At 32.3% G+C, this 22,058-nt stretch carries 39 protein-coding genes; all 39 read left to right on the top strand.

Annotated features, from left to right (window positions below; all coding sequences use genetic code 11):
- The first annotated feature begins 440 nt into the window (after positions 1 to 440).
- The 39 genes from rpsJ (at position 441) to cwlD (ending at position 21,839) form a co-directional block, all read left to right on the top strand.
- Positions 441 to 752: a 30S ribosomal protein S10 gene (gene rpsJ, locus KGF39_RS15875; protein WP_003421175.1), complete on the top strand. Its 312-nt coding sequence runs from the start codon at positions 441 to 443 to the stop codon at positions 750 to 752.
- Between the two features lie 91 nt (positions 753 to 843).
- The gene (gene rplC, locus KGF39_RS15870) at positions 844 to 1,473 is read left to right on the top strand and encodes a 50S ribosomal protein L3 (RefSeq protein ID WP_227823035.1); all 630 of its coding nucleotides are present in this window, start codon (positions 844 to 846) and stop codon (positions 1,471 to 1,473) included.
- 29 nt (positions 1,474 to 1,502) lie between these two features.
- Positions 1,503 to 2,126, top strand: coding sequence for a 50S ribosomal protein L4 (rplD, locus tag KGF39_RS15865; protein ID WP_009887887.1), 624 nt, complete (start codon positions 1,503 to 1,505; stop codon positions 2,124 to 2,126).
- Complete coding sequence (gene rplW, locus KGF39_RS15860) at positions 2,126 to 2,416, top strand: 50S ribosomal protein L23 (RefSeq protein WP_054274701.1); 291 nt, start codon at positions 2,126 to 2,128, stop codon at positions 2,414 to 2,416. The genes rplD and rplW overlap by 1 nt, the downstream gene beginning before the upstream one ends.
- A gap of 29 nt (positions 2,417 to 2,445) precedes the next feature.
- Positions 2,446 to 3,276 carry a 50S ribosomal protein L2 gene (rplB, locus tag KGF39_RS15855; protein ID WP_003421168.1) on the top strand — a complete coding sequence of 277 codons (831 nt, stop codon included), beginning with the start codon at positions 2,446 to 2,448 and terminating at the stop codon, positions 3,274 to 3,276.
- A gap of 34 nt (positions 3,277 to 3,310) precedes the next feature.
- Complete coding sequence (gene rpsS, locus KGF39_RS15850) at positions 3,311 to 3,592, top strand: 30S ribosomal protein S19 (RefSeq protein WP_003421166.1); 282 nt, start codon at positions 3,311 to 3,313, stop codon at positions 3,590 to 3,592.
- Between the two features lie 31 nt (positions 3,593 to 3,623).
- The gene (gene rplV, locus KGF39_RS15845) at positions 3,624 to 3,959 is read left to right on the top strand and encodes a 50S ribosomal protein L22 (RefSeq protein WP_009887891.1); all 336 of its coding nucleotides are present in this window, start codon (positions 3,624 to 3,626) and stop codon (positions 3,957 to 3,959) included.
- Positions 3,960 to 3,981: 22 nt separating this feature from the next.
- Positions 3,982 to 4,800, top strand: a complete 819-nt coding sequence (gene rpsC / locus KGF39_RS15840; RefSeq protein WP_227823034.1) for a 30S ribosomal protein S3 — start codon at positions 3,982 to 3,984, stop codon at positions 4,798 to 4,800.
- Positions 4,801 to 4,835: 35 nt separating this feature from the next.
- A complete protein-coding gene (gene rplP / locus KGF39_RS15835) occupies positions 4,836 to 5,267 on the top strand; it encodes a 50S ribosomal protein L16 (protein WP_003421160.1) in 432 nt (143 codons plus the stop codon).
- Between the two features lies 1 nt (position 5,268).
- Positions 5,269 to 5,472 carry a 50S ribosomal protein L29 gene (gene rpmC / locus KGF39_RS15830; RefSeq protein ID WP_003421158.1) on the top strand — a complete coding sequence of 68 codons (204 nt, stop codon included), beginning with the start codon at positions 5,269 to 5,271 and terminating at the stop codon, positions 5,470 to 5,472.
- A 23-nt stretch (positions 5,473 to 5,495) separates the two neighbouring features.
- On the top strand, positions 5,496 to 5,750 hold the full coding sequence (rpsQ, locus tag KGF39_RS15825; protein WP_003421156.1) for a 30S ribosomal protein S17: 255 nt from the start codon (positions 5,496 to 5,498) through the stop codon (positions 5,748 to 5,750).
- Positions 5,751 to 5,775: 25 nt separating this feature from the next.
- Entirely contained in the window at positions 5,776 to 6,144 is a 369-nt protein-coding gene (rplN, locus tag KGF39_RS15820; RefSeq protein ID WP_003421155.1) for a 50S ribosomal protein L14, read from the top strand.
- Positions 6,145 to 6,167: 23 nt separating this feature from the next.
- On the top strand, positions 6,168 to 6,473 hold the full coding sequence (gene rplX, locus KGF39_RS15815) for a 50S ribosomal protein L24 (RefSeq protein WP_227823036.1): 306 nt from the start codon (positions 6,168 to 6,170) through the stop codon (positions 6,471 to 6,473).
- A 29-nt stretch (positions 6,474 to 6,502) separates the two neighbouring features.
- Positions 6,503 to 7,045, top strand: a complete 543-nt coding sequence (gene rplE / locus KGF39_RS15810; protein ID WP_003421151.1) for a 50S ribosomal protein L5 — start codon at positions 6,503 to 6,505, stop codon at positions 7,043 to 7,045.
- A gap of 17 nt (positions 7,046 to 7,062) precedes the next feature.
- A complete protein-coding gene (locus tag KGF39_RS15805) occupies positions 7,063 to 7,248 on the top strand; it encodes a type Z 30S ribosomal protein S14 (RefSeq protein WP_003421149.1) in 186 nt (61 codons plus the stop codon).
- Positions 7,249 to 7,280: 32 nt separating this feature from the next.
- Positions 7,281 to 7,679, top strand: coding sequence for a 30S ribosomal protein S8 (gene rpsH / locus KGF39_RS15800; RefSeq protein ID WP_054274703.1), 399 nt, complete (start codon positions 7,281 to 7,283; stop codon positions 7,677 to 7,679).
- A gap of 30 nt (positions 7,680 to 7,709) precedes the next feature.
- The gene (rplF, locus tag KGF39_RS15795; RefSeq protein WP_227823033.1) at positions 7,710 to 8,252 is read left to right on the top strand and encodes a 50S ribosomal protein L6; all 543 of its coding nucleotides are present in this window, start codon (positions 7,710 to 7,712) and stop codon (positions 8,250 to 8,252) included.
- Between the two features lie 35 nt (positions 8,253 to 8,287).
- Positions 8,288 to 8,656, top strand: a complete 369-nt coding sequence (rplR, locus tag KGF39_RS15790; protein ID WP_003421141.1) for a 50S ribosomal protein L18 — start codon at positions 8,288 to 8,290, stop codon at positions 8,654 to 8,656.
- Positions 8,657 to 8,676: 20 nt separating this feature from the next.
- Positions 8,677 to 9,186, top strand: a complete 510-nt coding sequence (gene rpsE / locus KGF39_RS15785; protein ID WP_003421138.1) for a 30S ribosomal protein S5 — start codon at positions 8,677 to 8,679, stop codon at positions 9,184 to 9,186.
- A 14-nt stretch (positions 9,187 to 9,200) separates the two neighbouring features.
- Positions 9,201 to 9,386: a 50S ribosomal protein L30 gene (gene rpmD, locus KGF39_RS15780; RefSeq protein WP_054274704.1), complete on the top strand. Its 186-nt coding sequence runs from the start codon at positions 9,201 to 9,203 to the stop codon at positions 9,384 to 9,386.
- A 32-nt stretch (positions 9,387 to 9,418) separates the two neighbouring features.
- Complete coding sequence (gene rplO / locus KGF39_RS15775; protein WP_003421135.1) at positions 9,419 to 9,862, top strand: 50S ribosomal protein L15; 444 nt, start codon at positions 9,419 to 9,421, stop codon at positions 9,860 to 9,862.
- A gap of 43 nt (positions 9,863 to 9,905) precedes the next feature.
- The gene (gene secY / locus KGF39_RS15770) at positions 9,906 to 11,174 is read left to right on the top strand and encodes a preprotein translocase subunit SecY (protein WP_227823032.1); all 1,269 of its coding nucleotides are present in this window, start codon (positions 9,906 to 9,908) and stop codon (positions 11,172 to 11,174) included.
- Positions 11,175 to 11,190: 16 nt separating this feature from the next.
- Positions 11,191 to 11,841 carry an adenylate kinase gene (locus KGF39_RS15765; RefSeq protein ID WP_107595767.1) on the top strand — a complete coding sequence of 217 codons (651 nt, stop codon included), beginning with the start codon at positions 11,191 to 11,193 and terminating at the stop codon, positions 11,839 to 11,841.
- Positions 11,842 to 12,588 (top strand): type I methionyl aminopeptidase, encoded by a 747-nt coding sequence (gene map / locus KGF39_RS15760; protein ID WP_054274707.1) that lies wholly within the window; start codon positions 11,842 to 11,844, stop codon positions 12,586 to 12,588.
- A 21-nt stretch (positions 12,589 to 12,609) separates the two neighbouring features.
- Positions 12,610 to 12,879: a KOW domain-containing protein gene (locus KGF39_RS15755; RefSeq protein WP_227823031.1), complete on the top strand. Its 270-nt coding sequence runs from the start codon at positions 12,610 to 12,612 to the stop codon at positions 12,877 to 12,879.
- A gap of 37 nt (positions 12,880 to 12,916) precedes the next feature.
- Positions 12,917 to 13,135 carry a translation initiation factor IF-1 gene (infA, locus tag KGF39_RS15750; protein WP_003421127.1) on the top strand — a complete coding sequence of 73 codons (219 nt, stop codon included), beginning with the start codon at positions 12,917 to 12,919 and terminating at the stop codon, positions 13,133 to 13,135.
- Positions 13,136 to 13,170: 35 nt separating this feature from the next.
- Complete coding sequence (rpmJ, locus tag KGF39_RS15745) at positions 13,171 to 13,284, top strand: 50S ribosomal protein L36 (protein ID WP_002509257.1); 114 nt, start codon at positions 13,171 to 13,173, stop codon at positions 13,282 to 13,284.
- 152 nt (positions 13,285 to 13,436) lie between these two features.
- Positions 13,437 to 13,808 carry a 30S ribosomal protein S13 gene (gene rpsM / locus KGF39_RS15740; RefSeq protein ID WP_003421125.1) on the top strand — a complete coding sequence of 124 codons (372 nt, stop codon included), beginning with the start codon at positions 13,437 to 13,439 and terminating at the stop codon, positions 13,806 to 13,808.
- A gap of 35 nt (positions 13,809 to 13,843) precedes the next feature.
- Complete coding sequence (gene rpsK / locus KGF39_RS15735; RefSeq protein WP_003421122.1) at positions 13,844 to 14,242, top strand: 30S ribosomal protein S11; 399 nt, start codon at positions 13,844 to 13,846, stop codon at positions 14,240 to 14,242.
- Positions 14,243 to 14,274: 32 nt separating this feature from the next.
- Positions 14,275 to 14,898, top strand: coding sequence for a 30S ribosomal protein S4 (gene rpsD / locus KGF39_RS15730; RefSeq protein ID WP_227823030.1), 624 nt, complete (start codon positions 14,275 to 14,277; stop codon positions 14,896 to 14,898).
- Positions 14,899 to 14,975: 77 nt separating this feature from the next.
- Positions 14,976 to 15,923: a DNA-directed RNA polymerase subunit alpha gene (locus KGF39_RS15725; protein WP_054274708.1), complete on the top strand. Its 948-nt coding sequence runs from the start codon at positions 14,976 to 14,978 to the stop codon at positions 15,921 to 15,923.
- 20 nt (positions 15,924 to 15,943) lie between these two features.
- Positions 15,944 to 16,285 (top strand): 50S ribosomal protein L17, encoded by a 342-nt coding sequence (gene rplQ, locus KGF39_RS15720; protein WP_003421117.1) that lies wholly within the window; start codon positions 15,944 to 15,946, stop codon positions 16,283 to 16,285.
- Between the two features lie 119 nt (positions 16,286 to 16,404).
- Positions 16,405 to 17,238, top strand: coding sequence for an energy-coupling factor transporter ATPase (locus tag KGF39_RS15715; protein ID WP_227823029.1), 834 nt, complete (start codon positions 16,405 to 16,407; stop codon positions 17,236 to 17,238).
- Entirely contained in the window at positions 17,226 to 18,092 is an 867-nt protein-coding gene (locus tag KGF39_RS15710) for an energy-coupling factor transporter ATPase (protein ID WP_227823028.1), read from the top strand. Before KGF39_RS15715 ends, KGF39_RS15710 begins: the two co-directional genes overlap by 13 nt.
- Complete coding sequence (locus KGF39_RS15705; RefSeq protein ID WP_054274711.1) at positions 18,086 to 18,889, top strand: energy-coupling factor transporter transmembrane component T family protein; 804 nt, start codon at positions 18,086 to 18,088, stop codon at positions 18,887 to 18,889. Before KGF39_RS15710 ends, KGF39_RS15705 begins: the two co-directional genes overlap by 7 nt.
- A gap of 32 nt (positions 18,890 to 18,921) precedes the next feature.
- Complete coding sequence (truA, locus tag KGF39_RS15700; protein WP_054274712.1) at positions 18,922 to 19,653, top strand: tRNA pseudouridine(38-40) synthase TruA; 732 nt, start codon at positions 18,922 to 18,924, stop codon at positions 19,651 to 19,653.
- A gap of 119 nt (positions 19,654 to 19,772) precedes the next feature.
- Positions 19,773 to 20,204, top strand: a complete 432-nt coding sequence (gene rplM, locus KGF39_RS15695; RefSeq protein ID WP_003421107.1) for a 50S ribosomal protein L13 — start codon at positions 19,773 to 19,775, stop codon at positions 20,202 to 20,204.
- A gap of 28 nt (positions 20,205 to 20,232) precedes the next feature.
- Positions 20,233 to 20,625 carry a 30S ribosomal protein S9 gene (gene rpsI / locus KGF39_RS15690; protein ID WP_003421105.1) on the top strand — a complete coding sequence of 131 codons (393 nt, stop codon included), beginning with the start codon at positions 20,233 to 20,235 and terminating at the stop codon, positions 20,623 to 20,625.
- A gap of 509 nt (positions 20,626 to 21,134) precedes the next feature.
- Positions 21,135 to 21,839, top strand: coding sequence for an N-acetylmuramoyl-L-alanine amidase CwlD (cwlD, locus tag KGF39_RS15685; RefSeq protein ID WP_079740149.1), 705 nt, complete (start codon positions 21,135 to 21,137; stop codon positions 21,837 to 21,839).
- Positions 21,840 to 22,058: the final 219 nt, after the last annotated feature.

Genomic DNA, 22,058 nt, shown 5'->3' with positions numbered 1-22,058 from the left:
ATTAAGATTCTCAATAAGAGAAGGTGGAAGAACGGTAGCTTCAGGAGTTGTTGCTACAATAATAGAGTAATCTTTTACTAAACTAATGGATTTAATATAAAAAAAGAGGGGGTAACACCTCTCTTTTTTGTTTTTTGTTGACAAGTAGCGCTAAAGCATATATACTAAACTAGTGCCTTGAGGTAGATTAACAATCAGGCTTAAGGTTATGATGTTGTAAGAGAAAATAAAATTGAAAAAAACATAAAAAAAACTTGAAAAAAAGTAACAGATGATATAAAATATAATAGTGTGCTTGAGAGATTAAGAAAATGAAAATTAAGTCCTAGTGAAATACGAACTAGTATCGATTTAAAAGTTACAACACACCCGGAGCAGTGTATCGGTATTGGTTGTACGCAACTTGAAAATTAAACACGTGATAAAGGAGGGAAAACAAAATGGCTAAGAATGAAAAAATAAGAATAAGATTAAAATCATATGATCACAAATTATTAGATTTTTCAGCAGGGAAAATAGTTGAAACTGCTAAAAAGGCTGGATCACAAGTTTCAGGACCTGTGCCTCTACCAACAGAAAAACAAGTTGTAACTATATTAAGAGCTGTACATAAGTACAAAGACTCTAGAGAACAATTTGAAATAAGAACTCATAAAAGACTAATCGACATAGCTAATCCAACACCTAAGACAGTTGACTCATTAATGAGATTAGACTTACCAGCAGGTGTAGATATAGAAATAAAATTATAAGAACCCCTAAGATATTATCCTATAGATGATTATCTTAGAATGATTACTCTAAAAGATGTAATCCGCTGTAAGAATTATAGGAGGTGCTAATATGAAAGGAATATTAGGCAAAAAAGTTGGTATGACTCAAATATTCACTGATAAAGGTGTAGTTATACCTGTAACAGCTGTTGAAGCAGGACCTATGGTCGTTACTCAAATAAAAACAGTTGATAAAGATGGATACAATGCTATACAAATAGGTTTTGAAGATGCTAAAGAAAAAGCTTTAAACAAACCTAAAAAAGGACATTTAGCTGCTGCTAATGTTTTAAAGAAGCATTTAAAAGAATTCAGAGTAGATTCTGTAGAAGGATACACAGTAGGACAAGAAATAAAAGCTGATGTATTTGACGCAGGTACAAAAATAGATGTTACTGGAATAAGTAAAGGTAAGGGATTCCAAGGTCCAATAAAAAGACATGGACAAAGTAGAGGTCCTGAATCTCACGGTTCTAGATACCACAGAAGACCAGGTTCAATGGGAGCTTGTTCTTACCCAGGTAGAGTATTTAAAAACAAAAAATTAGCTGGACACATGGGAAGCGTAAAGGTAACAGTTCAAAACTTAGAGGTTGTTAAAGTAGATGCTGATAAGAACCTTATATTAGTTAAAGGAGCTATACCAGGAGCTAAAGGTTCAGTAGTAACTATAAAAGAAGCTATAAAGGTTTCTAAATAATGACTAACCTAAAGAAAGGAGGAATAACAATGCCAAAATTAAATGTACTAAATGTTAGTGGACAAAACGTTGGAGAAATAGAATTATCAGATTCTATATTTGGCGTAGAAGTTAATGGACATGTTTTATATGAAGTTGTAAAAAATCAATTAGCAAATAAGAGACAAGGAACTCAATCTGCTAAAACTAGAGCAGAAGTTAGAGGTGGCGGAAGAAAACCTTGGAAACAAAAAGGAACAGGTAGAGCAAGACAAGGTTCTACAAGATCTGTACAATGGGTAGGTGGAGGAGTTGCTTTTGCACCTAAACCAAGAAGCTACAAATATACATTACCTAAGAAGGTAAGAAGATTAGCTATGAAGAGTGCTTTATCTTCAAAAGTTCAAAATAGTGAAGTTATAGTATTAGATGCATTAAACATGGATGCTCCTAAAACTAAAGAATTTGCTCAAATATTAAATAATATAAATGCTGCTAAAAAAGCTTTAGTAGTTATAGCTGATAAGAATGATAACGTAATAAAATCAGCTAGAAATATAGAAGGTGTTCAAACTGCATTAGTTAATACTATGAATGTATATGATATATTAAAATATGATTCATTTATAATAACTACAGATGCTGTTAAAAAAGTGGAGGAGGTGTACGCATAATGACTAATCCACATGATATAATAATAAGACCAGTTGTAACTGAGCACAGTATGGCTGAAATGGGTGAAAAAAAATACACTTTTGTTGTGGCTAAAGATGCGAACAAAACTGAAATAAAAAAAGCAGTAGAAAAAGTATTCGGAGTTAGTGTTGACAAAGTAAATACTTTAAATTACGATGGAAAAGTTAAAAGAATGGGTAGAACTCAAGGAAGAACAGCAAGCTTTAAGAAAGCAGTAGTTAAATTAACTGCTGATAGTAAAGAAATAGAATTCTTCCAAGGAATGTAGTATTATAACAAACGAAGGAGGGAAAACAGATGGCTATAAAAAAGTTTAGACCAACTTCTCCTGCCTTAAGACAAATGACAGTTTTAGTTTCTGATGAAATAACATGTAATCAACCAGAAAAATCTCTTTTAGTTAATTTAAAGAAAAATGCTGGTAGAAATGTACATGGTAGAATAACTGTTCGTCATAGAGGTGGAGGACAAAAAAGAAAATATAGAATAATAGATTTTAAAAGAGATAAAGATGGTATACCTGCTAAGGTTGCTACTATAGAATATGATCCAAACAGAACTGCAAATATCGCATTATTGAACTATGCTGATGGAGAAAAAAGATATATATTAGCTCCAGTTGGAATTAATGTTGGAGATACTATATTATCAGGATTAGGTGCTGATATAAAACCAGGAAACTGTTTAGCATTAAAAGATATGCCAGTTGGTACTATCATTCATAATATAGAATTAAAGCCAGGAAAAGGAGCTCAATTAGTTAGATCTGCTGGAGTTTCTGCACAATTAATGGCTAAAGAAGGAAAAAATGCTTTATTAAGATTACCATCAGGTGAGATGAGATTAGTAAGTATAAACTGTAAAGCTACTATAGGACAAGTTGGAAATATAGAGCATGGTAACGTAGTTATTGGTAAAGCAGGTAGAAAAAGACATATGGGAATAAGACCTACTGTAAGAGGTTCTGTAATGAACCCTAATGACCATCCACACGGTGGAGGGGAAGGTAGATCTCCAATAGGTAGACCATCTCCTGTTACTCCATGGGGTAAACCAGCTCTTGGATACAAAACTAGAAAGAAAAATAAAGCTTCAAATAAACTAATAGTATCAAGAAGAACTAAGTAGTAAATTTATTTTTGCTCGGAAAGGAGGAATATAAATGTCAAGATCAACTAAAAAAGGGCCTTTTGTCCATGCAAGACTTTTAAAGAAGATAGAAGCTATGAATGCTAGTGGAAATAAAGAAGTTATAAAAACTTGGTCAAGATCTTCAACTGTGTTTCCACAAATGGTAGAAAATACTATAGCTGTTCATGATGGAAGAAAACATGTTCCAGTATATATAACAGAAGATATGGTTGGACATAAATTAGGTGAGTTCGTTCCTACTAGAACTTTCAAAGGACATAAGGATGACGAAAAATCTAATAAGAGAAAATAATTAAATTATGACTAAGAAAGGAGGAATAACAATGGAAGCAAAAGCTACTGCTAAATATGTACGTGTATCACCAAGAAAAGCAGGCCAAATATGTGACCTTGTTAGAGGAAAGAATGTTGATGAAGCATTAGCAATATTAAAGTTTACTCCAAGAGGAGCAGCTTCAATAATAGCTAAAGTTGTAAAATCAGCTAAAGCTAACGCAGAAAACAATCACGAAATGGATACTGAAAAATTATATATAGCATCAATAGTTGCTAATCAAGGGCCAACAATGAAGAGATTTATGCCTAGAGCTATGGGTCGTGCAACTACAATAAGAAAAAGAACTTCTCACATAGAGGTTGTTGTTAAAGAGAAGAAATAATTAATAGATAGGAGGGAAAGTAATGGGTCAAAAGGTTAATCCACACGGCTTAAGGGTCGGTGTTATAAAAGATTGGGACTCAAGATGGTTTGCTACTGATAAAAAAGAGTTCGGAAACTTATTATTAGAAGACCATAATATACGTAAATTCTTAAAGAAAAGATTATACTCAGCTGGAGTTGCTAAGATAGAAATAGAAAGATCAGCTAACAAAATAAAAATGGACTTACACGTTGCTAAGCCGGGTGTAGTTATAGGAAGAGCTGGTGCAGGAATCGAAGCATTAAAAGTTGAATTAGAAAAAATGACAAAGAAAACTATAATAGTTAATATAGTAGAAGTAAGAAGTACAGATAAAAACGCTCAATTAGTAGCTGAAAATATAGCTTTAGCTATAGAGAGAAGGGTTGCTTTCAGAAGAGCAATGAAACAAGCTATACAAAGAGCAATGAAATCTGGTGCTAAAGGGATAAAAGTTTCTGCTTCAGGAAGATTAGGTGGAGCTGAGATGGCTAGAACTGAAGGTTATAGTGAAGGAAATGTACCACTACAAACTTTAAGAGCAGATATAGATTATGGTTTCGCTGAAGCTGATACAACTTATGGAAAAATCGGTATAAAAGTTTGGGTATGTAATGGTGAAGTTTTACCAACTAGAGACGGTGTAAATCCAAGAGAAGAAAGCAGAAAAAACGATAGAAGAGACAACAAGAGAGATAATAGAAGAAACGATAGAAGAGGAAATGACAGAAGAGGAAATGATAACAGAGGAAACTACAGAGGACAACAAAGACCTCAAGGTGGATCAAGACCTCAAAGAACTGAAAACAAAGGAAATTAATAATAGTTAGGTTCAAGGAAGGAGGAAAAATACTCATGTTAATGCCAAAAAGAGTAAAGCGTCGTAGAGTTCATAGAGGAAGCATGGCTGGGCAAGCTCATAAGGGTAATAAAGTTACTTATGGTGAGTTTGGATTAGTAGCATTAGAAGCTTCTTGGATAACTTCTAATCAAATAGAAGCTGCCAGAATCGCGATGACTAGATATATAAAAAGAGGGGGAAAGGTTTGGATAAAAATATTCCCTCATAAACCAGTAACAAGAAAACCAGCAGAGACTCGTATGGGTGCAGGGAAAGGTTCTCCAGAATATTGGGTAGCTGTAGTTAAGCCAGGAAGAGTTATGTTTGAATTAGCAGGTGTTTCTGAAGATAAAGCAAGAGAAGCTATGAGACTTGCTGCACATAAATTACCAATTAAATGTAAATTTGTTAAAAAAGAAGATTTAGAAGTAAAGGGTGGTGAATAGGATGAAAGCTAAAGAATTAAGAGATTTAACAAGCGAAGAGCTAATGAACAAATTAAACGACTTCAAAAGTGAATTATTTAGCTTAAGATTCCAATTAGCTACTGGTCAATTAGAAAATACAGCTAGAATAAAGTTTGTTAAGAAGGATATAGCAAAAGTTAAAACTGTTCTTGCTGAAAGAAAGTTATACGAAACTAGAGCTTAATTTGGAAAGGAGGCTTTTTAAACATGGAAAGAGGAAGAAGAAAAGTTAGAATAGGCCGTGTTGTTAGTGATAAGATGGATAAAACAATAGTAGTAGCTGTTGAAGAATTCGTACGTCATCCACTATATAATAAACGTGTTAAGAGAACTAAGAAATTCAAGGCTCATGATGAAAAGAATATATGTAACATCGGAGATAGAGTTAAAATAATGGAAACTAGACCATTATCTAAAGATAAGAGATTCAGACTAGTTGAAGTTGTTGAGAAAGTTAAGTAGTTTTTGAAGAAGGAGGGATTACGATATGATACAACAAGAATCACGTCTAAGAGTTGCTGATAACTCAGGAGCTAAAGAACTTTTATGTATACGTGTTCTAGGCGGAAGTAAAAGAAGATATGGTAACATAGGCGACGTTATAGTTGCTACTGTTAAAAGTGCAACACCTGGTGGAGTTGTAAAAAAAGGTAAGGTTGTTAAAGCTGTTATAGTAAGAAGCAAACAAGGCGTAAGACGTAATGACGGAAGCTATATATCTTTTGATGAAAATGCTGCTGTTATAATAAAGGACGATAAAACTCCAGTAGGAACTCGTATATTCGGGCCTGTTGCTAGAGAGTTAAGAGACAATGAATTCATGAAAATAGTTTCTCTTGCTCCAGAAGTACTATAATTAAGGAGGTGCAATAGGACATGATGCGTGTTAAAAAAGGTGACACTGTTGTAGTTATAGCAGGTAAAGATAAAGGTAAAAAAGGTTCAGTTTTAAAGGTATACCCTAAAGCTGATAAAGTATTAGTTGAAGGTGTAAATGTAATAACTAAACATCAAAAACCAAGTGCTATGAACCAACAAGGTGGAATAATAAATAAAGAAGCCCCAATACACATATCTAATGTAATGCCATTTGATTCTGAAACAGGAAAAGGCGTTAGAGTAAGATATGAAGTAAAAGATGGGAACAAAGTAAGAGTATCAGCAAAGAGCGGAAAAGAATTATAATAAATATTGCTTGAAAGGAGGGACCTTAAATGGCTTCTAGATTACAAGAAAAATACATGAAAGAAGTTGCTCCTGCTTTAATGGAGAAATTTGGATATAAAAACGTAATGGAGATACCTAAGTTAAATAAAATAGTTATTAACATGGGTATAGGTGACGCTAGAGAAAATCCAAAAGGATTAGAAAAAGGCGTTGAAGAATTAGAAATAATATCAGGACAAAAGCCTGTTATAACTAAAGCTAGAAAATCTGTTGCTAACTTCAAATTAAGAGAAGGAATGCCAATAGGAACAAAAGTTACATTAAGAGCTGACAAAATGTTCTACTTTATGGACAAATTAGTTTCAGTTTCTTTACCAAGAGTTAGAGACTTTAGAGGAGTTAACCCTAATGCTTTTGATGGTAGAGGAAACTATGCTTTAGGAGTTAAAGAACAATTAATATTCCCTGAAATAGAATATGATAAAATAGATAAAGTAAGAGGAATGGATATAATATTTGTTACTACAGCAAAAACTGACGAAGAAGCTCGTGAATTATTAAAATTATTAGGAATGCCATTTTCTAAGTAAGCAAAGGAGGGATTCCCGTGGCTAGAAAAGCGATGGTTGTTAAACAACAAAGAAAGCAAAAGTACGCAACTAGAGAATACACTAGATGTACTATATGCGGAAGACCGCATTCAGTTTTGAAAAAATTTGGTATATGCCGTATATGCTTTAGAGAATTAGCTTATAAAGGTCAAATACCTGGTGTTAGAAAAGCAAGCTGGTAGAAGCTTGATTAGAATGGAAGGAGGGCAACAAAATGACAATGACAGATCCAATTGCAGATATGCTTACTCGTATAAGAAATGCTAATGTTGTTAAGCATGAAACTGTAGATGTTCCAGCTTCTAATATGAAGAAAGAGTTAGCTAGAATCTTATTAGAAGAAGGTTTCATAAGAGGTTATGATGTTATAGAAGATGGAAAACAAGGTATCATAAGAATACAATTAAAGTACGGACAAGAAGGCGAAAGAGTTATAACAGGTCTTAAGAAAATATCTAAGCCTGGTATGAGAGTTTACGCTGCTAACCATGAGATACCAAAAGTATTAAACGGATTAGGAATATCAGTAATATCTACTTCAAAAGGAATATTAACTGACAAGCAAGCTAGAAAAGCAAATGTTGGTGGAGAAGTAATCTGCTACGTTTGGTAATCAATTTGAACAATGTAAGGAGGTGCGACCATGTCAAGAATAGGTGTTAAGCCAATAATAATACCAGCAGGTGTTGAAGTTGCTATAGCTGAAGGAAATTTAGTTACAGTAAAAGGTCCAAAAGGAACTTTAACTAAACAATTAAGTGCTGAGTTAAACATAAAAAAAGAAGAAAATACAATAATGGTTGAAAGACCAACTAATAATAAAAAACATAGATCTTTACACGGACTAACTAGAACTTTATTAGATAATATGGTTGTAGGTGTAAATACTGGTTTCGAAAAGAAATTAGAATTAAAAGGTGTTGGATATAGAGCTCAAAAACAAGGAAAGAAATTAGTTATGAACTTAGGTTTCTCTCATCCAGTTGAGATGGAAGATCCAGAAGGAATAACTGTTGAAGCTCCAAACCAAACAGAGTTAATAGTAAAAGGTATAGACAAGCAATTAGTAGGGAACTATGCTGCTAAGATAAGAGCTTGGAGAAAACCAGAGCCATACAAAGGTAAAGGTATAAAATACGTTGATGAAGTAATCAGACGTAAAGAAGGAAAAACTGGTAAAAAATAATACCAAAACTTAAACGCTAGAAAGGAGTGAGCTAGGTGTTAAAAAAGGCTGATAAAAATGCTAATAGACTTCAAAGACATAAGAGAGTTCGTAGAAAAATAAGCGGTACTTCTCAAAGACCAAGATTATGTGTATTTAGAAGTGCTAACAATATATATGCTCAAATAATAGATGACACAAAAAGAGTAACTCTAGTTGCTGCATCTTCTTTAGAAGCAGAAGTTAAGAGTGCTGTCAATCATACAGGAAACAAGGAAGCAGCTAAGAAAGTTGGAGAATTAGTTGCTAAAAAAGCTGTTGAAAAAGGAATCACTGAAGTTGTATTTGACAGAGGTGGATACTTATATCATGGAAGAATTCAAGAATTAGCTGAAGGTGCTAGAGAAGCTGGTCTTAAGTTCTAATACGAAGGAGGGAAAAATACATGCTACGTCGTAAGCCGATAGATGCAGGACAACTTGACTTACAAGAAAAGGTTGTTGAAGTAAGACGTGTTACTAAGGTTGTAAAAGGTGGTAGAAACTTCAGATTTGCAGCATTAGTAGTTGTTGGAGATGAAAACGGACACGTTGGTATAGGTGCTGGGAAAGCAATGGAAGTACCAGATGCTATAAAAAAAGCAGTTGAAGATGCTAAGAAAAATCTAATAGTAGTGCCAATAGTTGGGACTACAATTCCTCACGAAGTACGCGGACACTTTGGTGCTGGAAATATATTAATAATGCCTGCTGTAGAAGGTACAGGAGTAATAGCTGGGGGACCTGCTAGAGCCGTACTTGAGCTAGCTGGACTAAAAGACGTTAGAGCTAAATCTTTAGGGTCTAACAATCCAAGAAATATGGTAAATGCTACAATAGAAGGACTTAATTCTCTAAAAACAGTTGAAGATATAGCTAAACTTAGAGGTAAAAAAGTTGAAGAACTTCTAGGGTAAGGAGGTAGTGTAAAATGGCTAAATTACAAATAAAGTTAGTTAGAAGTGTTATAGGAACTACTCCTAACCAAAAAAAGAATGTTGAAGCGTTAGGATTAAGAAAAAGAGAACAAGTTGTTATAAAAGAAGACAATGCTCAAACAAGAGGTATGATAAGTAAAGTAAGTCACTTATTAGAAGTAACTGAAATAGCTGAATAATTTTTATAAAGTAGTGCAAGGAGGTGCAATCCATGAAGTTACATGAGTTAAAACCTGCTGAAGGTGCAGTAAGAGCTAAGAGAAGATTAGGTAGAGGTACTGCGACTGGACAAGGTAAAACTGCAGGACGTGGACAAAAAGGTCAATGGTCTCGTTCTGGTGGTGGAGTAAGAGTAGGATTTGAAGGTGGACAAATGCCACTAGCTAGAAGACTTCCTAAGAGAGGTTTCAATAACATATTTAAGAAAGTTTACACAGAAGTTAATGTTGAAGTTTTAAATAGATTTGAAAATGGAACAGAAATAACTGCAGAATTATTAAAATCTACTAAAACTATAAGCAAAATAGGTAAAGACGGAATTAAAATCTTAGGTGAAGGTAATTTAGAGAAAGCTTTAACTGTTAAAGCTGCTAAATTTACAGCTTCAGCTCAAGAAAAAATAGAAAAAGCTGGTGGAAAAGCAGAGTTAGTATAATAACCTGCTAATCTCCTAGCCAGTACAGGCGGGGTGAATTAGCGTGCTGTCAAAATTAAAACAAGCTTGGAAGATTAAAGCAGTAAGAAAAAAAGTAATGTATACACTTATGATGATCGTGATATTCAGAATAGGTACTACTATACCAGTTCCAGGCATAGACACTAGTATTATACAAAAGATGGTAGGCGGCAATAGTCTACTTTCTCTGTATAATATGTTTACTGGTGGAGCATTTAGTAACTTTTCATTATTTGCTTTAGGTATAAGTCCATATATCACTGCATCAATCATAATACAACTTCTAACAGTAGGTTTTGAAAGTTTAGCAGAACTTCAAAAATCTGGTGAAGAAGGAAAGAAAAAAATCAATAAGTACACTAAATATACAGCACTAGCTCTAGCAGTTGTACAAGCTTTGGGAATTACATTAGGAATTGTAAGAAGTGCTTTAATATCAAATAGTGTGTTTTTTATCACAACTGTTGTAATAACATTAGTTTCAGCAAGTATGTTAGTAATGTGGATTGGGGACAAAATTACTGAAAAAGGAATCGGTAATGGTAGTTCAGTAATAATATTTGCAGGTATAATATCAAGAATACCTACAGATGTTATTAAAATCGCGCAACAAGTTAAATCTGGTCAAGTTGCACCTTGGGTTATAGTAGTTTTAGCTGTAGTTATATTACTTACAGTAACAGGAGTTACATTTATACAAGAAGCAACTAGAAAGATACCTGTACAATATGCTAAAAGAGTTGTTGGAAGAAAAATGTATGGAGGACAAAGTTCTCATATACCAATGAAAGTTAACCAGTCAGGAGTTATGCCTATAATTTTTGCGAGTTCACTTTTAGCTTTTCCTCAAACAATAGCTATGTTTATGGGGCCAAATGCTCAAGCTTTTGTTCAAAAATACTTAAGTATGTCAACAGAACAAGGATTTTGGACATACAGATCAATTGAGATTCTACTTATAATTTTCTTCTCATATTTTTATACAACTGTATCATTTAATACAGAAGACATATCTAAAAATATGAAAAATAATGGTGGATTTATACCAGGTATAAGACCAGGTGAACCTACTATGGATTATTTAAATAGAATTTTAACTAGATTAACTTTAGCTGGAGCGACTTTCTTAGCAATAATTGCTATGGTGCCAGCTCTTACAACACATTATATGAAAGTAAATATGAGTCTAGCTGGGACTTCATTGCTAATCGTTGTTGGAGTTGCTTTGGAGCTTAAGAGACAGTTAGAGTCAAACTTAGTTATGAGAAGCTATCAAGGTTTCTTAAAATAAAATGGAGATGGATAATATGAGAATAATATTACTTGGACCTCCAGGTGCTGGTAAAGGTACTCAGGCGGCAGGAATAGTAGAAAAATACAATATACCTCATATATCAACAGGAGATATATTCAGAAAGAATATAAAAGAGGGAACAGAACTTGGAAAAAAAGCAAAAGAATACATGGACCAAGGTTTATTAGTACCAGATGAGTTAACTGTAGGTTTAGTTACTGATAGAATATCTCAAGAAGATTGTAAAAATGGATTTATGTTAGATGGATTTCCAAGAAATGTAGCACAAGGAGAACATTTAGATGTATTCTTGAAAAATGCTGGCATATCACTAGATAAAGTTGTTAATATTGAAGTTGATAAGAGCATACTAGTATCTAGAGCAGTTGGTAGAAGAATATGTAAGTCTTGTGGAGCTACTTACCATGTTGAGTTTAATCCTCCTAAAGTAAAAGGCGTATGTGATGTGTGCCAAGGGGAATTATATCAAAGAGCTGATGATAATGAAGAAACTGTATCTAAGAGAATACAAGTTTATCTAGATGAAACTAAACCTTTAGTAGATTATTATAGCAAACAAGGTATAATAGCAGATATAAAAGGTGACCAAGCAATAGATAAAGTATTTGAAGATATTGTTGCAGCTTTAGGAAGTGGAAAATAAATGATTATCTTGAAATCAAAAAAAGAAATAGAACTTTTAAGAGAAGCAGGTAAAATAGTTGCTGATACTCATGAAGTTTTAAGAAAAGCTATTTCTCCGGGAATATCTACTTTAGAATTAGATAAAATAGCTGAAGAGAATATAAGAAAATACAATGCAGAACCTTCTTTTAAAGGCTATGGAGGTTTTCCGGGAAGTATATGTGCTTCTATCAATAGAGAAGTAGTACATGGGATTCCAGGAGAAACCATATTAAAAGAAGGAGACATTGTAAGTTTGGATATAGGAGCCTATTATAAAGGATATCATGGTGATTCTGCCAAAACCCACGGAGTAGGCATGATATCTGAAGAAGATAGGAAATTGATAGAAGTAACTAGAGAAAGCTTCTATGAAGGAATAAAATTTGCTAAATTAGGATATAGACTTTCAGATATCTCACACGCAGTACAAACACACGTTGAGAAACATGGTTTCTCAGTAGTTAGGGATTTAGTGGGGCATGGAGTTGGAGCAAATCTTCATGAAGATCCACAAGTACCTAATTATGGACTCCCAGGAAAAGGACCAAGACTTAGAGAAGGAATGGTTATTGCTATAGAGCCGATGGTTAATGCAGGTCGTTATCATGTAAAGACTCTATCAGATGGGTGGACGACTGTTACAATAGATGGAAAAAAATCAGCTCATTATGAGCATACGATAGCAATTACTGAACATGAACCTTTGATATTGACAAAGTTGTAATTTAAAAAGTAGGTGAAAAAAGTGCTATCAGATAATTTAAGTATAGGTCAAGTTGTTAAAGTTTCATTAGGACGAGATAAAGGAAATTTATTTTTCGTAGTCAAAATAGTTAATAATGAATATGTATTAATAGCTGATGGAAAGAAAAGAAAACTTGACAAACCTAAGTTAAAGAAAGTGAAGCACTTAAAAAAATATAATTTTATTAATGATGAAGTTAGAAAAAGGGTAGTATCTGGACAAGAGATTACAGATTCTTTTTTAAGAGCTGAACTTACTAAGTTAAGTTAGATAATTTAACTTATTGAAATGGAGGGCTGGTTAGTTAATGGCCAAAAAAGATGTTATAGAATTAGAAGGTACAGTTTCAGAAGCTTTACCTAATGCTATGTTTAAAGTTAAATTAGAAAATGGACATGAGATATTATGCCACATTTCTGGAAAGCTAAGAATGAACTTCATAAGAATTCTTGAAGGTGATAAGGTGAATGTTGAACTTTCTCCATATGACCTTACAAGAGGAAGAATTACTTGGCGTAAGAAGTAGACTATATTAATATTTAGTCTAAGGAGGGATTAATAATGAAGGTTAGACCATCAGTAAAACCAATATGTGAAAAATGTAAAGTAATAAAAAGAAAAGGAAAAGTAATGGTTATCTGTGAAAATCCAAAGCATAAGCAAAAGCAAGGATAAGAAATTATTACTAGCATTTTGTTAAATTTTATAGTATAATACTATATTGTGATGTTAACAAAAGAACGTTAAAATCGTTGAACAATCTGGCGTAGGATTGGCATATGATGTGAAGTTTTAAACACTAAAAACTATGTGTAGGAGGTGCGATCATGGCAAGAATAGCTGGGGTAGATTTACCTAGAGAAAAAAGAGCGGAGATAGGCTTAACTTATATATATGGTATAGGTAAAGCGACTGCTAACGAAATATTAGCTAAGGCTGAGATAAATCCAGATACTAGAATAAAAGATTTATCAGAAGATCAAGTTAATGAGTTAAGAAAAGTTATAGATGACGATTTCTTAGTTGAAGGTGACTTAAGAAGAGAAATTGCTTTAAACATAAAGAGATTAAGAGATATAAAATGTTATAGAGGAATAAGACATGCTAAAGGTCTTCCATTAAGAGGACAAAGAACTAAGACTAATGCTAGAACTAGAAAAGGTCCTAGAAAAACAGTATCTCGTAAAAAGAAAAAATAAATAAATAATAACTAGATGAAGGAGGGAAAAGGAAAATGGCTAAACCAAAAAAGAAAGTTACACGTATTAGAAGAAGAGAACGTAAAAATATAGAACGTGGTCATGCTCATATACAATCAACTTTCAATAATACAATAATAACTTTAACTGACGTTCACGGAAATGCTATATCTTGGGCAAGTTCTGGACAATTAGGATTCAAAGGATCAAGAAAATCAACTCCATTTGCATCTCAAATGGCTGCTGAAACAGCTGCAAAAGCTGCGATGGAACACGGACTAAAAAGTGTTGAGGTATTCGTAAAGGGTCCAGGTTCAGGAAGAGAAGCTGCAATAAGAGCTTTACAAGCAACTGGACTAGAAGTAACTATGATAAAAGACGTTACTCCAATCCCACATAACGGATGCAGACCACCAAAGAGAAGAAGAGTGTAATTAATAAGAGTACAAATAGGAGGTGTAGATAAATGGCAAGATATACAGGTGCATCATGTAGACAATGCCGTAGAGAGGGAATGAAATTATTCCTTAAAGGTGATAGATGTTATACAGATAAATGTGCTATAGTAAAAAGAAACTATGCTCCAGGTCAACATGGCCAAGGAAGAAAGAAAGTTTCTAACTATGGATTACAATTAAGAGAAAAACAAAAAGTTAAGAGAATATATGGAGTTTTAGAGACTCAATTTAGAAATTTATATGAACGTGCTGAAAACATGTCTGGTAAAGCAGGTGAGAACTTATTAAGTTTATTAGAGAGAAGATTAGATAATGTAGTTTACAGAATGGGACTAGCATCTTCTAGAAAAGAAGCTAGACAATTAGTGACTCATGGTCATTTCACTTTAAATGGAAATAAAGTAGACATACCTTCATTAATAGTTAAGGTAGGAGATGTTATAGAAGTTAAAGAGAAATCAAGATCTTCTGCAAAATTCAAAAATTTGGTAGAAGTTAACTCAAGAATAGCTCCTAAATGGTTAGAAGCTAATGTAGAAGGAATGACAGCAAAAGTAGTTGGTGTTCCAACAAGAGAAGATATAGATCTTGAGATAGCAGAGCACTTAATCATAGAACTTTACTCTAAATAATAAGCACACTTTTAAAAATTATTTTAAAATTTTGTTTACCCTCAGTGGATTACTGAATTTTAAGGAGGGTTTTGTCCATGATAGAAATAGAAAAGCCAAAAGTAGATATAGTTGAGCTTAGCGAAGACTATAGATATGGTAAGTTTGTTATAGAGCCTCTAGAAAGAGGATATGGAATAACTATAGGTAACGCACTAAGAAGAATATTATTATCATCATTACCAGGTGTAGCAGTAAATGCTATAAAAATAGATGGAGTTCTTCATGAATTCTCTACAATACCTGGTGTTAAGGAAGATGTTACTGAGATAATATTAACTTTAAAAGAGCTTTCAGCAACTATAGATGGTGAAGGAAGTAGAACACTTAAAATAGAAGCTCAAGGACCATGCTCTATCACAGGTTCAGATATAATCTGTCCTCCAGATGTTGAAATATTAAGTAAAGATTTAGCAATAGCTACATTAGATGATAATGCTAAACTTAATATGGAGATATTTGTAGATAAAGGTAGAGGTTATGTTTCTGCTGAAGAAAATAAAACAGAGAATGTTCCAATAGGTGTTTTACCTGTGGATTCAATATATACTCCTGTTGAGAAAGTTAGTTATCATGTAGAAAACACAAGAGTTGGTCAAAAAACAGATTATGACAAATTAGTACTAGAAGTTTGGACTAATGGTAGTATAAATCCTCAAGAGGGTATATCATTAGCTGCAAAGGTATTAGTTGAGCATTTAAACTTATTTATAGACTTAACTGAACATGTAAGTAGTGTTGAAATCATGGTAGAAAAAGAAGAAGATCAAAAAGAAAAAGTTCTTGAAATGACTATAGAAGAATTAGATTTATCAGTTAGATCATATAACTGTTTAAAGAGAGCGGGAATTAACACAGTTGAAGAATTAGCTAATAAATCTGAAGATGATATGATGAAGGTTAGAAACCTAGGTAAGAAGTCATTAGAAGAGGTAATACAAAAACTAGAAGAACTTGGATTAGGATTAAAACCAAGTGAAGAATAGCGAGCAAAGGAGGGATAAGAATGGCTAAGTACCGTAAATTAGGACGTGAAACAGCTCACAGAAACCTTATGTTAAGAAACTTAGTAACTTGCTTACTAAGAAGTGGAAGAATAGAAACTACAGTAACTAGAGCGAAAGAAACTCGTAGAATGGCTGAAAAGATGATAACTCTTGCTAAAAGAGGAGATCTTCATGCTAGAAGACAAGTTTTAGCTTATGTTATGGATGAAACAGTAGTTAATAACTTATTCACAGATTTAGCTCCAAAATATGCTGAGAGAAATGGTGGATACACTAGAATAATAAAAATAGGGCCAAGAAAAGGCGATGCTGCTGAAATGGCTTTTATAGAATTAGTATAGTAAGGAAAGGATTAGGCTTGATGGCTTAATCTTTTTTTTATTTTTTTGACCAAGGTATGATATAATAATGTGTAAAATGATTTTTATAAGTTATTGCTTACTAAAAGGAGTATGAATTAATGGATAATATAGTAAAGGTAAATAATATTTCGTTTGAGTATATTACAGATGAAGCAAAACTTAAAGCAATAGATAATTTAAGCCTAGATGTTAAAAAAGGAGAATTTGTTGCGATAATAGGACATAATGGTTCTGGTAAGTCTACTTTATCTAAAAATTTAAATGCTATTCTTATGCCTACTGAAGGAAATATTATTATTGATGGTATGGATACTAAAGAAGAAGAAAGATTATGGGATATAAGACAAACTGCAGGGATGGTGTTTCAAAATCCAGACAATCAAATAGTTGCTACAATAGTAGAAGAAGATGTTGCATTTGGACCTGAGAACTTAGGTATAGAGCCAAAAGAAATAAGACGTATTGTAGAAGAGTCTTTAAAGAGTGTAGGTATGTATGATTTAAGAGATAGACAACCTCACTTGTTATCAGGTGGTCAAAAGCAAAGAGTTGCAATAGCAGGAATTATTGCTATGAGGCCTAAATGTATAATATTCGATGAAGCAACAGCAATGTTAGACCCATCTGGAAGAAAAGAAGTTATGAAAACAATAAAAAGACTTAATAAGGAAGAAAATGTAACTGTTATACATATAACACACTTTATGGAGGAAGCAGTAGAGGCTGATAGAGTTGTCGTTATGGAAAAAGGGAAGAAAATCTTAGAGGGAACTCCTAGAAAAGTATTCAGTAAAATAAAGATGTTAAAGGAAATCGGTTTAGATGTACCTTGCATGACAGAATTATCTAGTTTATTGATAGAAGAAGGTATGAATATTGGTAGTGATATATTAACTGTGGATGAGATGGTGATGGAATTATGTCAATTATAGTAAAGAACTTAACACATATATATAATGAAGGAATGCCTTTTGCAAGTAAGGCACTTGATGATATTTCTTTTGAGATTAAAGATAGAGATTTTGTTGGTCTTATAGGTCATACAGGGTCAGGAAAATCTACATTAATACAACATTTAAATGGATTATTAAAACCTTCCTCAGGAGAAATATTTATAAATGATTTTAATATAACAGATAAAAATTTGAACCTAACTGATATTAGAAAAAGAGTGGGTGTCGTATTTCAATATCCAGAATACCAATTGTTTGAAGAAACGATTGATAAAGATATAGCCTTTGGACCCACTAATTTGGGCTTAGAGGAGTCTGAAATACATGACAGGGTAAAAGCATCAATGGAAGCTGTAGGGCTTGATTATGAGGAATTTAAAGATAAATCTCCTTTTGAATTATCTGGAGGTCAAAAACGTAGAGTAGCGATTGCTGGAGTTATAGCTATGAACCCAGAAGTTCTTATATTGGACGAACCAACTGCTGGTCTTGACCCTGGAGGAAGAGATGAAATCTTTAACTTAATAAAAAGCTTACATGAAAAAAATAATATGACTATAATACTATCATCACATAGTATGGATGATATGGCAAAGTTAGCAAAAACTTTAATTGTTATGAATCATGGTAAAGTAGAATTTATGGGAACTCCTAGAGAAGTATTTAAATCAAATGCTAATAAATTGAAGGAAATAGGATTAGATATCCCGCAAGTCTTAGAGCTTGCATTGAAATTGAGAGAAAAAGGTTTTGACATTAGAGAAGACATATTGACTTTAGAGGAAGCAAAACAGGAAATATTAAAAGTTGTGAGAGGACGAGGATTATGTTAAAAGATATAACTATAGGGCAATACTACCCAACGAGTTCTGCTATTCATAAATTAGATCCAAGGATAAAACTTGTAGGAACAATTGTATTTATGGTATCTATATTTGTAGTAAATAAATTTTGGCCTTATATAGTGGTTTTATTATGTTTATTATGTATGATAAAATTAGCTAATATACCAGTTAAATATATTGTTAAAGGTGTGAAACCTCTTAAGTGGATTATTTTGTTTACATTTCTTATAAATATTTTTTTCTTACCAGGTGATGAGATATGGTCATTTGGATTTTTAGCTATTACAAGACAGGGTTTAAGACAAGCAATTTTTATGGCAATAAGATTAATATTTTTAGTAATTGGTACATCATTACTTACTTTAACAACTTCACCAATAGAATTAACTGATGGAATAGAGAGATTACTGAATCCGTTTAAAAAAATTGGTTTGCCAGTTCATGAACTTGCAATGATGATGACGATTGCTTTACGTTTTATTCCTACATTGTTAGATGAGACAGATAAAATAATGAAGGCTCAGATGTCTAGAGGTGCAGACTTTGAAAGTAAGAATCTTATAAATAGAGCAAAGAATCTAGTACCACTTTTGGTGCCTTTATTTGTGAGTGCATTTAGAAGGGCTGATGAATTGGCTATGGCTATGGAAGCCAGATGCTATAGAGGTGGACATAATAGAACTAAAATGAGAGAGTCTGTTATAGCAAGAGGAGATTATATGGCATGTGTATTTCAGGTTATCTATCTAGGAGCAATTATAGCTACTAGATTTATAGCAATCTAATTAAGATGTTATAGATATAAATGAGGTAAAATATGAGAAATATAAAAATTACAATCCAATATAATGGTAGAAATTATTGTGGATGGCAAAAGCAACCTGATTCTTTAGGAATACAGGGTACAATTGAAAAAGCTATATATGATATAACAAAAGAAGAAGTTAAACTTGTAGGGTCAGGTAGAACTGATTCAGGAGTTCATGCTCTTGGTCAAACTGCAAATTTTAAACTTAGTTCAGGCATAAGTGTAGAAAGTATACCAATGGCATTAAACTCTAAACTGCCAAAAGACATATCAGTTATAAAAGCCTGTGAAGTAAATGATGATTTTCATTCAAGATATAGTGCAAAGGGTAAAACATATAAATATTTAATATATAATAGCAAGTTTAGAAATCCAATACTTAGTGATATATCATATCAAGTAAAATATAAACTTGATTTTGATAAAATGTGTTTGGAATCAAGAAGTTTGTTAGGCACACATGACTTTAAAGGATTTATGAGTTCTGGTTCATCTGTAAAAGATACAGTTAGAACGATATATGATATTGATATAAATAAAAAAGATGATTTGATTACTTTGGAGATTAGTGGTAATGGTTTTTTGTATAACATGGTGAGAATTATTGTTGGGACACTTGTTGATATAGGTCGTGGTAAAATCAATGAGCCATTTTTGGATATAATACAATCAAAAACTAGGTCAAAATGTGGACATACAGCTCCAGCACAAGGATTATTTCTTAAAAAAGTTCATTATTAACTTGACACACCAGGCCACATGTATTAAAATATATGAGAATGTGTTAATAAGTCCACTTGCCCCGGACTTGACATAAACGGTAAAAAAATTTTATGAAAAGTAGTTAAGGAGGGACAGTTATGAAAAGTTATATAGCTAAGCCAGCTGATGTACAAAGAAAATGGTACTTAGTTGATGCTGAAGGAAAAACATTAGGTCGTTTAGCAACAGAAATTGCGACAGTATTGAGAGGTAAACATAAACCAACATTTACTCCTCACGTTGATGGTGGAGATTTTGTTGTTGTAGTAAATGCAGAAAAAATAGTTTTAAGTGGTAAGAAATTAGATCAAAAATACTACAGATACCATACTGGTTATGTAGGTGGATTAAAAGAAATATCTTACAGAGATATGATGGATAAAAAACCAGAAGAAGTTATATCACATGCTGTAAGTGGTATGTTACCTAAAAACAAATTAAGAAGCAGAATGATGACTAGATTAAGAGTATTTGCAGGTGCTGAACACACTCATGCAGCTCAAAATCCAGAAGTTTTAAACTTTAAGTAAGATTAATAGGTGAAAGGAGGAGTTTATAATGGCTAACGTTCAATATTATGGAACTGGAAGAAGAAAAAGTTCTGTTGCTAGAGTAAGACTAGTTGCAGGTGAAGGAAATATATTAGTAAATGGAAGAGCATTAGAAAATTATTTTAACTATGAGACATTAATAAGAGATGTTAAACAACCATTAGTTTTAACTGGTAATGAAAATAAATATGATGTTATAGTAAAAGTTGAAGGTGGAGGATTCACTGGACAAGCTGGAGCTATAAGACATGGTATATCTAGAGCTTTATTAAAAGCTGATTTAGATTTAAGACCTGCTTTAAAGAAAGAAGGTTTCTTAACTAGAGATGCAAGAATGAAGGAAAGAAAGAAATACGGATTAAAAGCAGCAAGAAGAGCTCCACAGTTCTCAAAAAGATAATTACTTATTTTTGGGGAAAAACAAAATCCTTTATTTACTGTCATTCAGAAAGTATTGGTATGTTAAAAATGTTGGGTTAAGTTAATGATTGATATACAATAAAATAATAAGATATCTTATTAGGATGCTTTTCAGTAAGAAGAGCATCCTTTTTTATTTTAACTATTTAATAAAAGATATATGCCAATAACGTTCAAACTGTATATTAATAAAAGAAGATGGTTTGAAAATTTATATAAGGTATAGCTGAAAGTATTATGTAACAATAAAAATTCTAAATATACATATTATAGTCTATAATATAAATTAGATATAATCTATTATGTAGTATTTAATGTTAGATAAATATAGCGAATTAAAAAGGGATACGAATATAGCACCATTACACAATAATATATATTAATACTAATAAATAAAGGTATATAAATATTAGAATAAAATTTATATGTTTGTACTAATATCTGGAATATTATAGTGTTTTTATAAGTATACATATACAGGGTGATGTTGTGAGAAAGTACATAAAACATATAATTTTTAGTTTTGTTATGGTATGTCTAGTAGTAGTATCCATATTTGAAGTTAAAAATATTTCTGAAGATGTTATCAAGTACATGCCAGTAACAAACAAAACGATAATTCTCGATGCTGGTCATGGAGGAATTGATCCAGGTGCATTAAACAAGGATAAGAGCACATCTGAAAAAGATATTAACCTAGCAATAACACTTAAGCTTAGAGAGCTTATAGAGTCAAGTGGGGGTCTTGTAATATTAACTCGAGAGGATGACAGTAGTCTTTATAAAGAAGAAGGTAATAAAACTACAAGGCAAAAATATAATGAAAATTTGAAAAATAGAAAAGAAATAATATCTAATTCTAATGCCAATATGTTTGTCTCTATACATCTCAATGCATTTGAACAATCAAAATACTATGGGGCTCAAACTTTTTATCCTAAAGATAAGCAAGATAGTAAAGAATTATCAAAATGTATTCAAGAAGAACTTAAAAGAGTGGTAGATAAGACAAACAACAGAGAAGTCAAACCAAGAGATGATATATATCTTTTGAAAGAAAATGATATTCCATCAGTATTAATAGAGTGTGGATTTTTATCAAATGATAAAGAGTGTAAGCTTTTAACTGATGAAACATATCAAGAAAAAATAGCATGGGCAATATACATAGGAATACAAAAATATTTGAGCTGAAATAACTATAAAAATAGGTCTGAATATGTAAATAGCTTGTATTAAAGCAATTAAAATGCATTAATATAGGCTATTTTTGTTTTGACAAAAAAATATTTAAAATAAAAGTTAAAAAATTGTTGACTTCGAATAATATAGATGATATTATATATGAGTGCCCAAAAGGAGCACTAAAATAAGACAAAAGAACTTTGAAAATTAAACAGTAGGTTAATTTAT

The organism is Clostridioides sp. ZZV14-6345, assembly GCF_020657775.1.
GTDB classification, from domain to species: Bacteria; Bacillota; Clostridia; order Peptostreptococcales; family Peptostreptococcaceae; genus Clostridioides; species Clostridioides difficile_D.
The sequence above is the reverse complement of the archived record's forward strand: the minus strand, read 5'-3'. Positions and strand labels throughout refer to the sequence as shown.

Bases quoted from the DNA above. Each gene is read 5' to 3' on its own strand.
- rpsJ (WP_003421175.1), top strand. From the start codon at position 441: ATGGCTAAGAATGAAAAAATAAGAATAAGATTAAAATCATATGATCAC.
- rplC (WP_227823035.1), top strand. From the start codon at position 844: ATGAAAGGAATATTAGGCAAAAAAGTTGGTATGACTCAAATATTCACT.
- rplD (WP_009887887.1), top strand. From the start codon at position 1,503: ATGCCAAAATTAAATGTACTAAATGTTAGTGGACAAAACGTTGGAGAA.
- rplW (WP_054274701.1), top strand. From the start codon at position 2,126: ATGACTAATCCACATGATATAATAATAAGACCAGTTGTAACTGAGCAC.
- rplB (WP_003421168.1), top strand. From the start codon at position 2,446: ATGGCTATAAAAAAGTTTAGACCAACTTCTCCTGCCTTAAGACAAATG.
- rpsS (WP_003421166.1), top strand. From the start codon at position 3,311: ATGTCAAGATCAACTAAAAAAGGGCCTTTTGTCCATGCAAGACTTTTA.
- rplV (WP_009887891.1), top strand. From the start codon at position 3,624: ATGGAAGCAAAAGCTACTGCTAAATATGTACGTGTATCACCAAGAAAA.
- rpsC (WP_227823034.1), top strand. From the start codon at position 3,982: ATGGGTCAAAAGGTTAATCCACACGGCTTAAGGGTCGGTGTTATAAAA.
- rplP (WP_003421160.1), top strand. From the start codon at position 4,836: ATGTTAATGCCAAAAAGAGTAAAGCGTCGTAGAGTTCATAGAGGAAGC.
- rpmC (WP_003421158.1), top strand. From the start codon at position 5,269: ATGAAAGCTAAAGAATTAAGAGATTTAACAAGCGAAGAGCTAATGAAC.
- rpsQ (WP_003421156.1), top strand. From the start codon at position 5,496: ATGGAAAGAGGAAGAAGAAAAGTTAGAATAGGCCGTGTTGTTAGTGAT.
- rplN (WP_003421155.1), top strand. From the start codon at position 5,776: ATGATACAACAAGAATCACGTCTAAGAGTTGCTGATAACTCAGGAGCT.
- rplX (WP_227823036.1), top strand. From the start codon at position 6,168: ATGCGTGTTAAAAAAGGTGACACTGTTGTAGTTATAGCAGGTAAAGAT.
- rplE (WP_003421151.1), top strand. From the start codon at position 6,503: ATGGCTTCTAGATTACAAGAAAAATACATGAAAGAAGTTGCTCCTGCT.
- rpsH (WP_054274703.1), top strand. From the start codon at position 7,281: ATGACAATGACAGATCCAATTGCAGATATGCTTACTCGTATAAGAAAT.
- rplF (WP_227823033.1), top strand. From the start codon at position 7,710: ATGTCAAGAATAGGTGTTAAGCCAATAATAATACCAGCAGGTGTTGAA.
- rpsE (WP_003421138.1), top strand. From the start codon at position 8,677: ATGCTACGTCGTAAGCCGATAGATGCAGGACAACTTGACTTACAAGAA.
- rpmD (WP_054274704.1), top strand. From the start codon at position 9,201: ATGGCTAAATTACAAATAAAGTTAGTTAGAAGTGTTATAGGAACTACT.
- rplO (WP_003421135.1), top strand. From the start codon at position 9,419: ATGAAGTTACATGAGTTAAAACCTGCTGAAGGTGCAGTAAGAGCTAAG.
- KGF39_RS15765 (WP_107595767.1), top strand. From the start codon at position 11,191: ATGAGAATAATATTACTTGGACCTCCAGGTGCTGGTAAAGGTACTCAG.
- map (WP_054274707.1), top strand. From the start codon at position 11,842: ATGATTATCTTGAAATCAAAAAAAGAAATAGAACTTTTAAGAGAAGCA.
- infA (WP_003421127.1), top strand. From the start codon at position 12,917: ATGGCCAAAAAAGATGTTATAGAATTAGAAGGTACAGTTTCAGAAGCT.
- rpmJ (WP_002509257.1), top strand. From the start codon at position 13,171: ATGAAGGTTAGACCATCAGTAAAACCAATATGTGAAAAATGTAAAGTA.
- rpsM (WP_003421125.1), top strand. From the start codon at position 13,437: ATGGCAAGAATAGCTGGGGTAGATTTACCTAGAGAAAAAAGAGCGGAG.
- rpsK (WP_003421122.1), top strand. From the start codon at position 13,844: ATGGCTAAACCAAAAAAGAAAGTTACACGTATTAGAAGAAGAGAACGT.
- rpsD (WP_227823030.1), top strand. From the start codon at position 14,275: ATGGCAAGATATACAGGTGCATCATGTAGACAATGCCGTAGAGAGGGA.
- KGF39_RS15725 (WP_054274708.1), top strand. From the start codon at position 14,976: ATGATAGAAATAGAAAAGCCAAAAGTAGATATAGTTGAGCTTAGCGAA.
- rplQ (WP_003421117.1), top strand. From the start codon at position 15,944: ATGGCTAAGTACCGTAAATTAGGACGTGAAACAGCTCACAGAAACCTT.
- KGF39_RS15715 (WP_227823029.1), top strand. From the start codon at position 16,405: ATGGATAATATAGTAAAGGTAAATAATATTTCGTTTGAGTATATTACA.
- KGF39_RS15710 (WP_227823028.1), top strand. From the start codon at position 17,226: ATGTCAATTATAGTAAAGAACTTAACACATATATATAATGAAGGAATG.
- KGF39_RS15705 (WP_054274711.1), top strand. From the start codon at position 18,086: ATGTTAAAAGATATAACTATAGGGCAATACTACCCAACGAGTTCTGCT.
- truA (WP_054274712.1), top strand. From the start codon at position 18,922: ATGAGAAATATAAAAATTACAATCCAATATAATGGTAGAAATTATTGT.
- rplM (WP_003421107.1), top strand. From the start codon at position 19,773: ATGAAAAGTTATATAGCTAAGCCAGCTGATGTACAAAGAAAATGGTAC.
- rpsI (WP_003421105.1), top strand. From the start codon at position 20,233: ATGGCTAACGTTCAATATTATGGAACTGGAAGAAGAAAAAGTTCTGTT.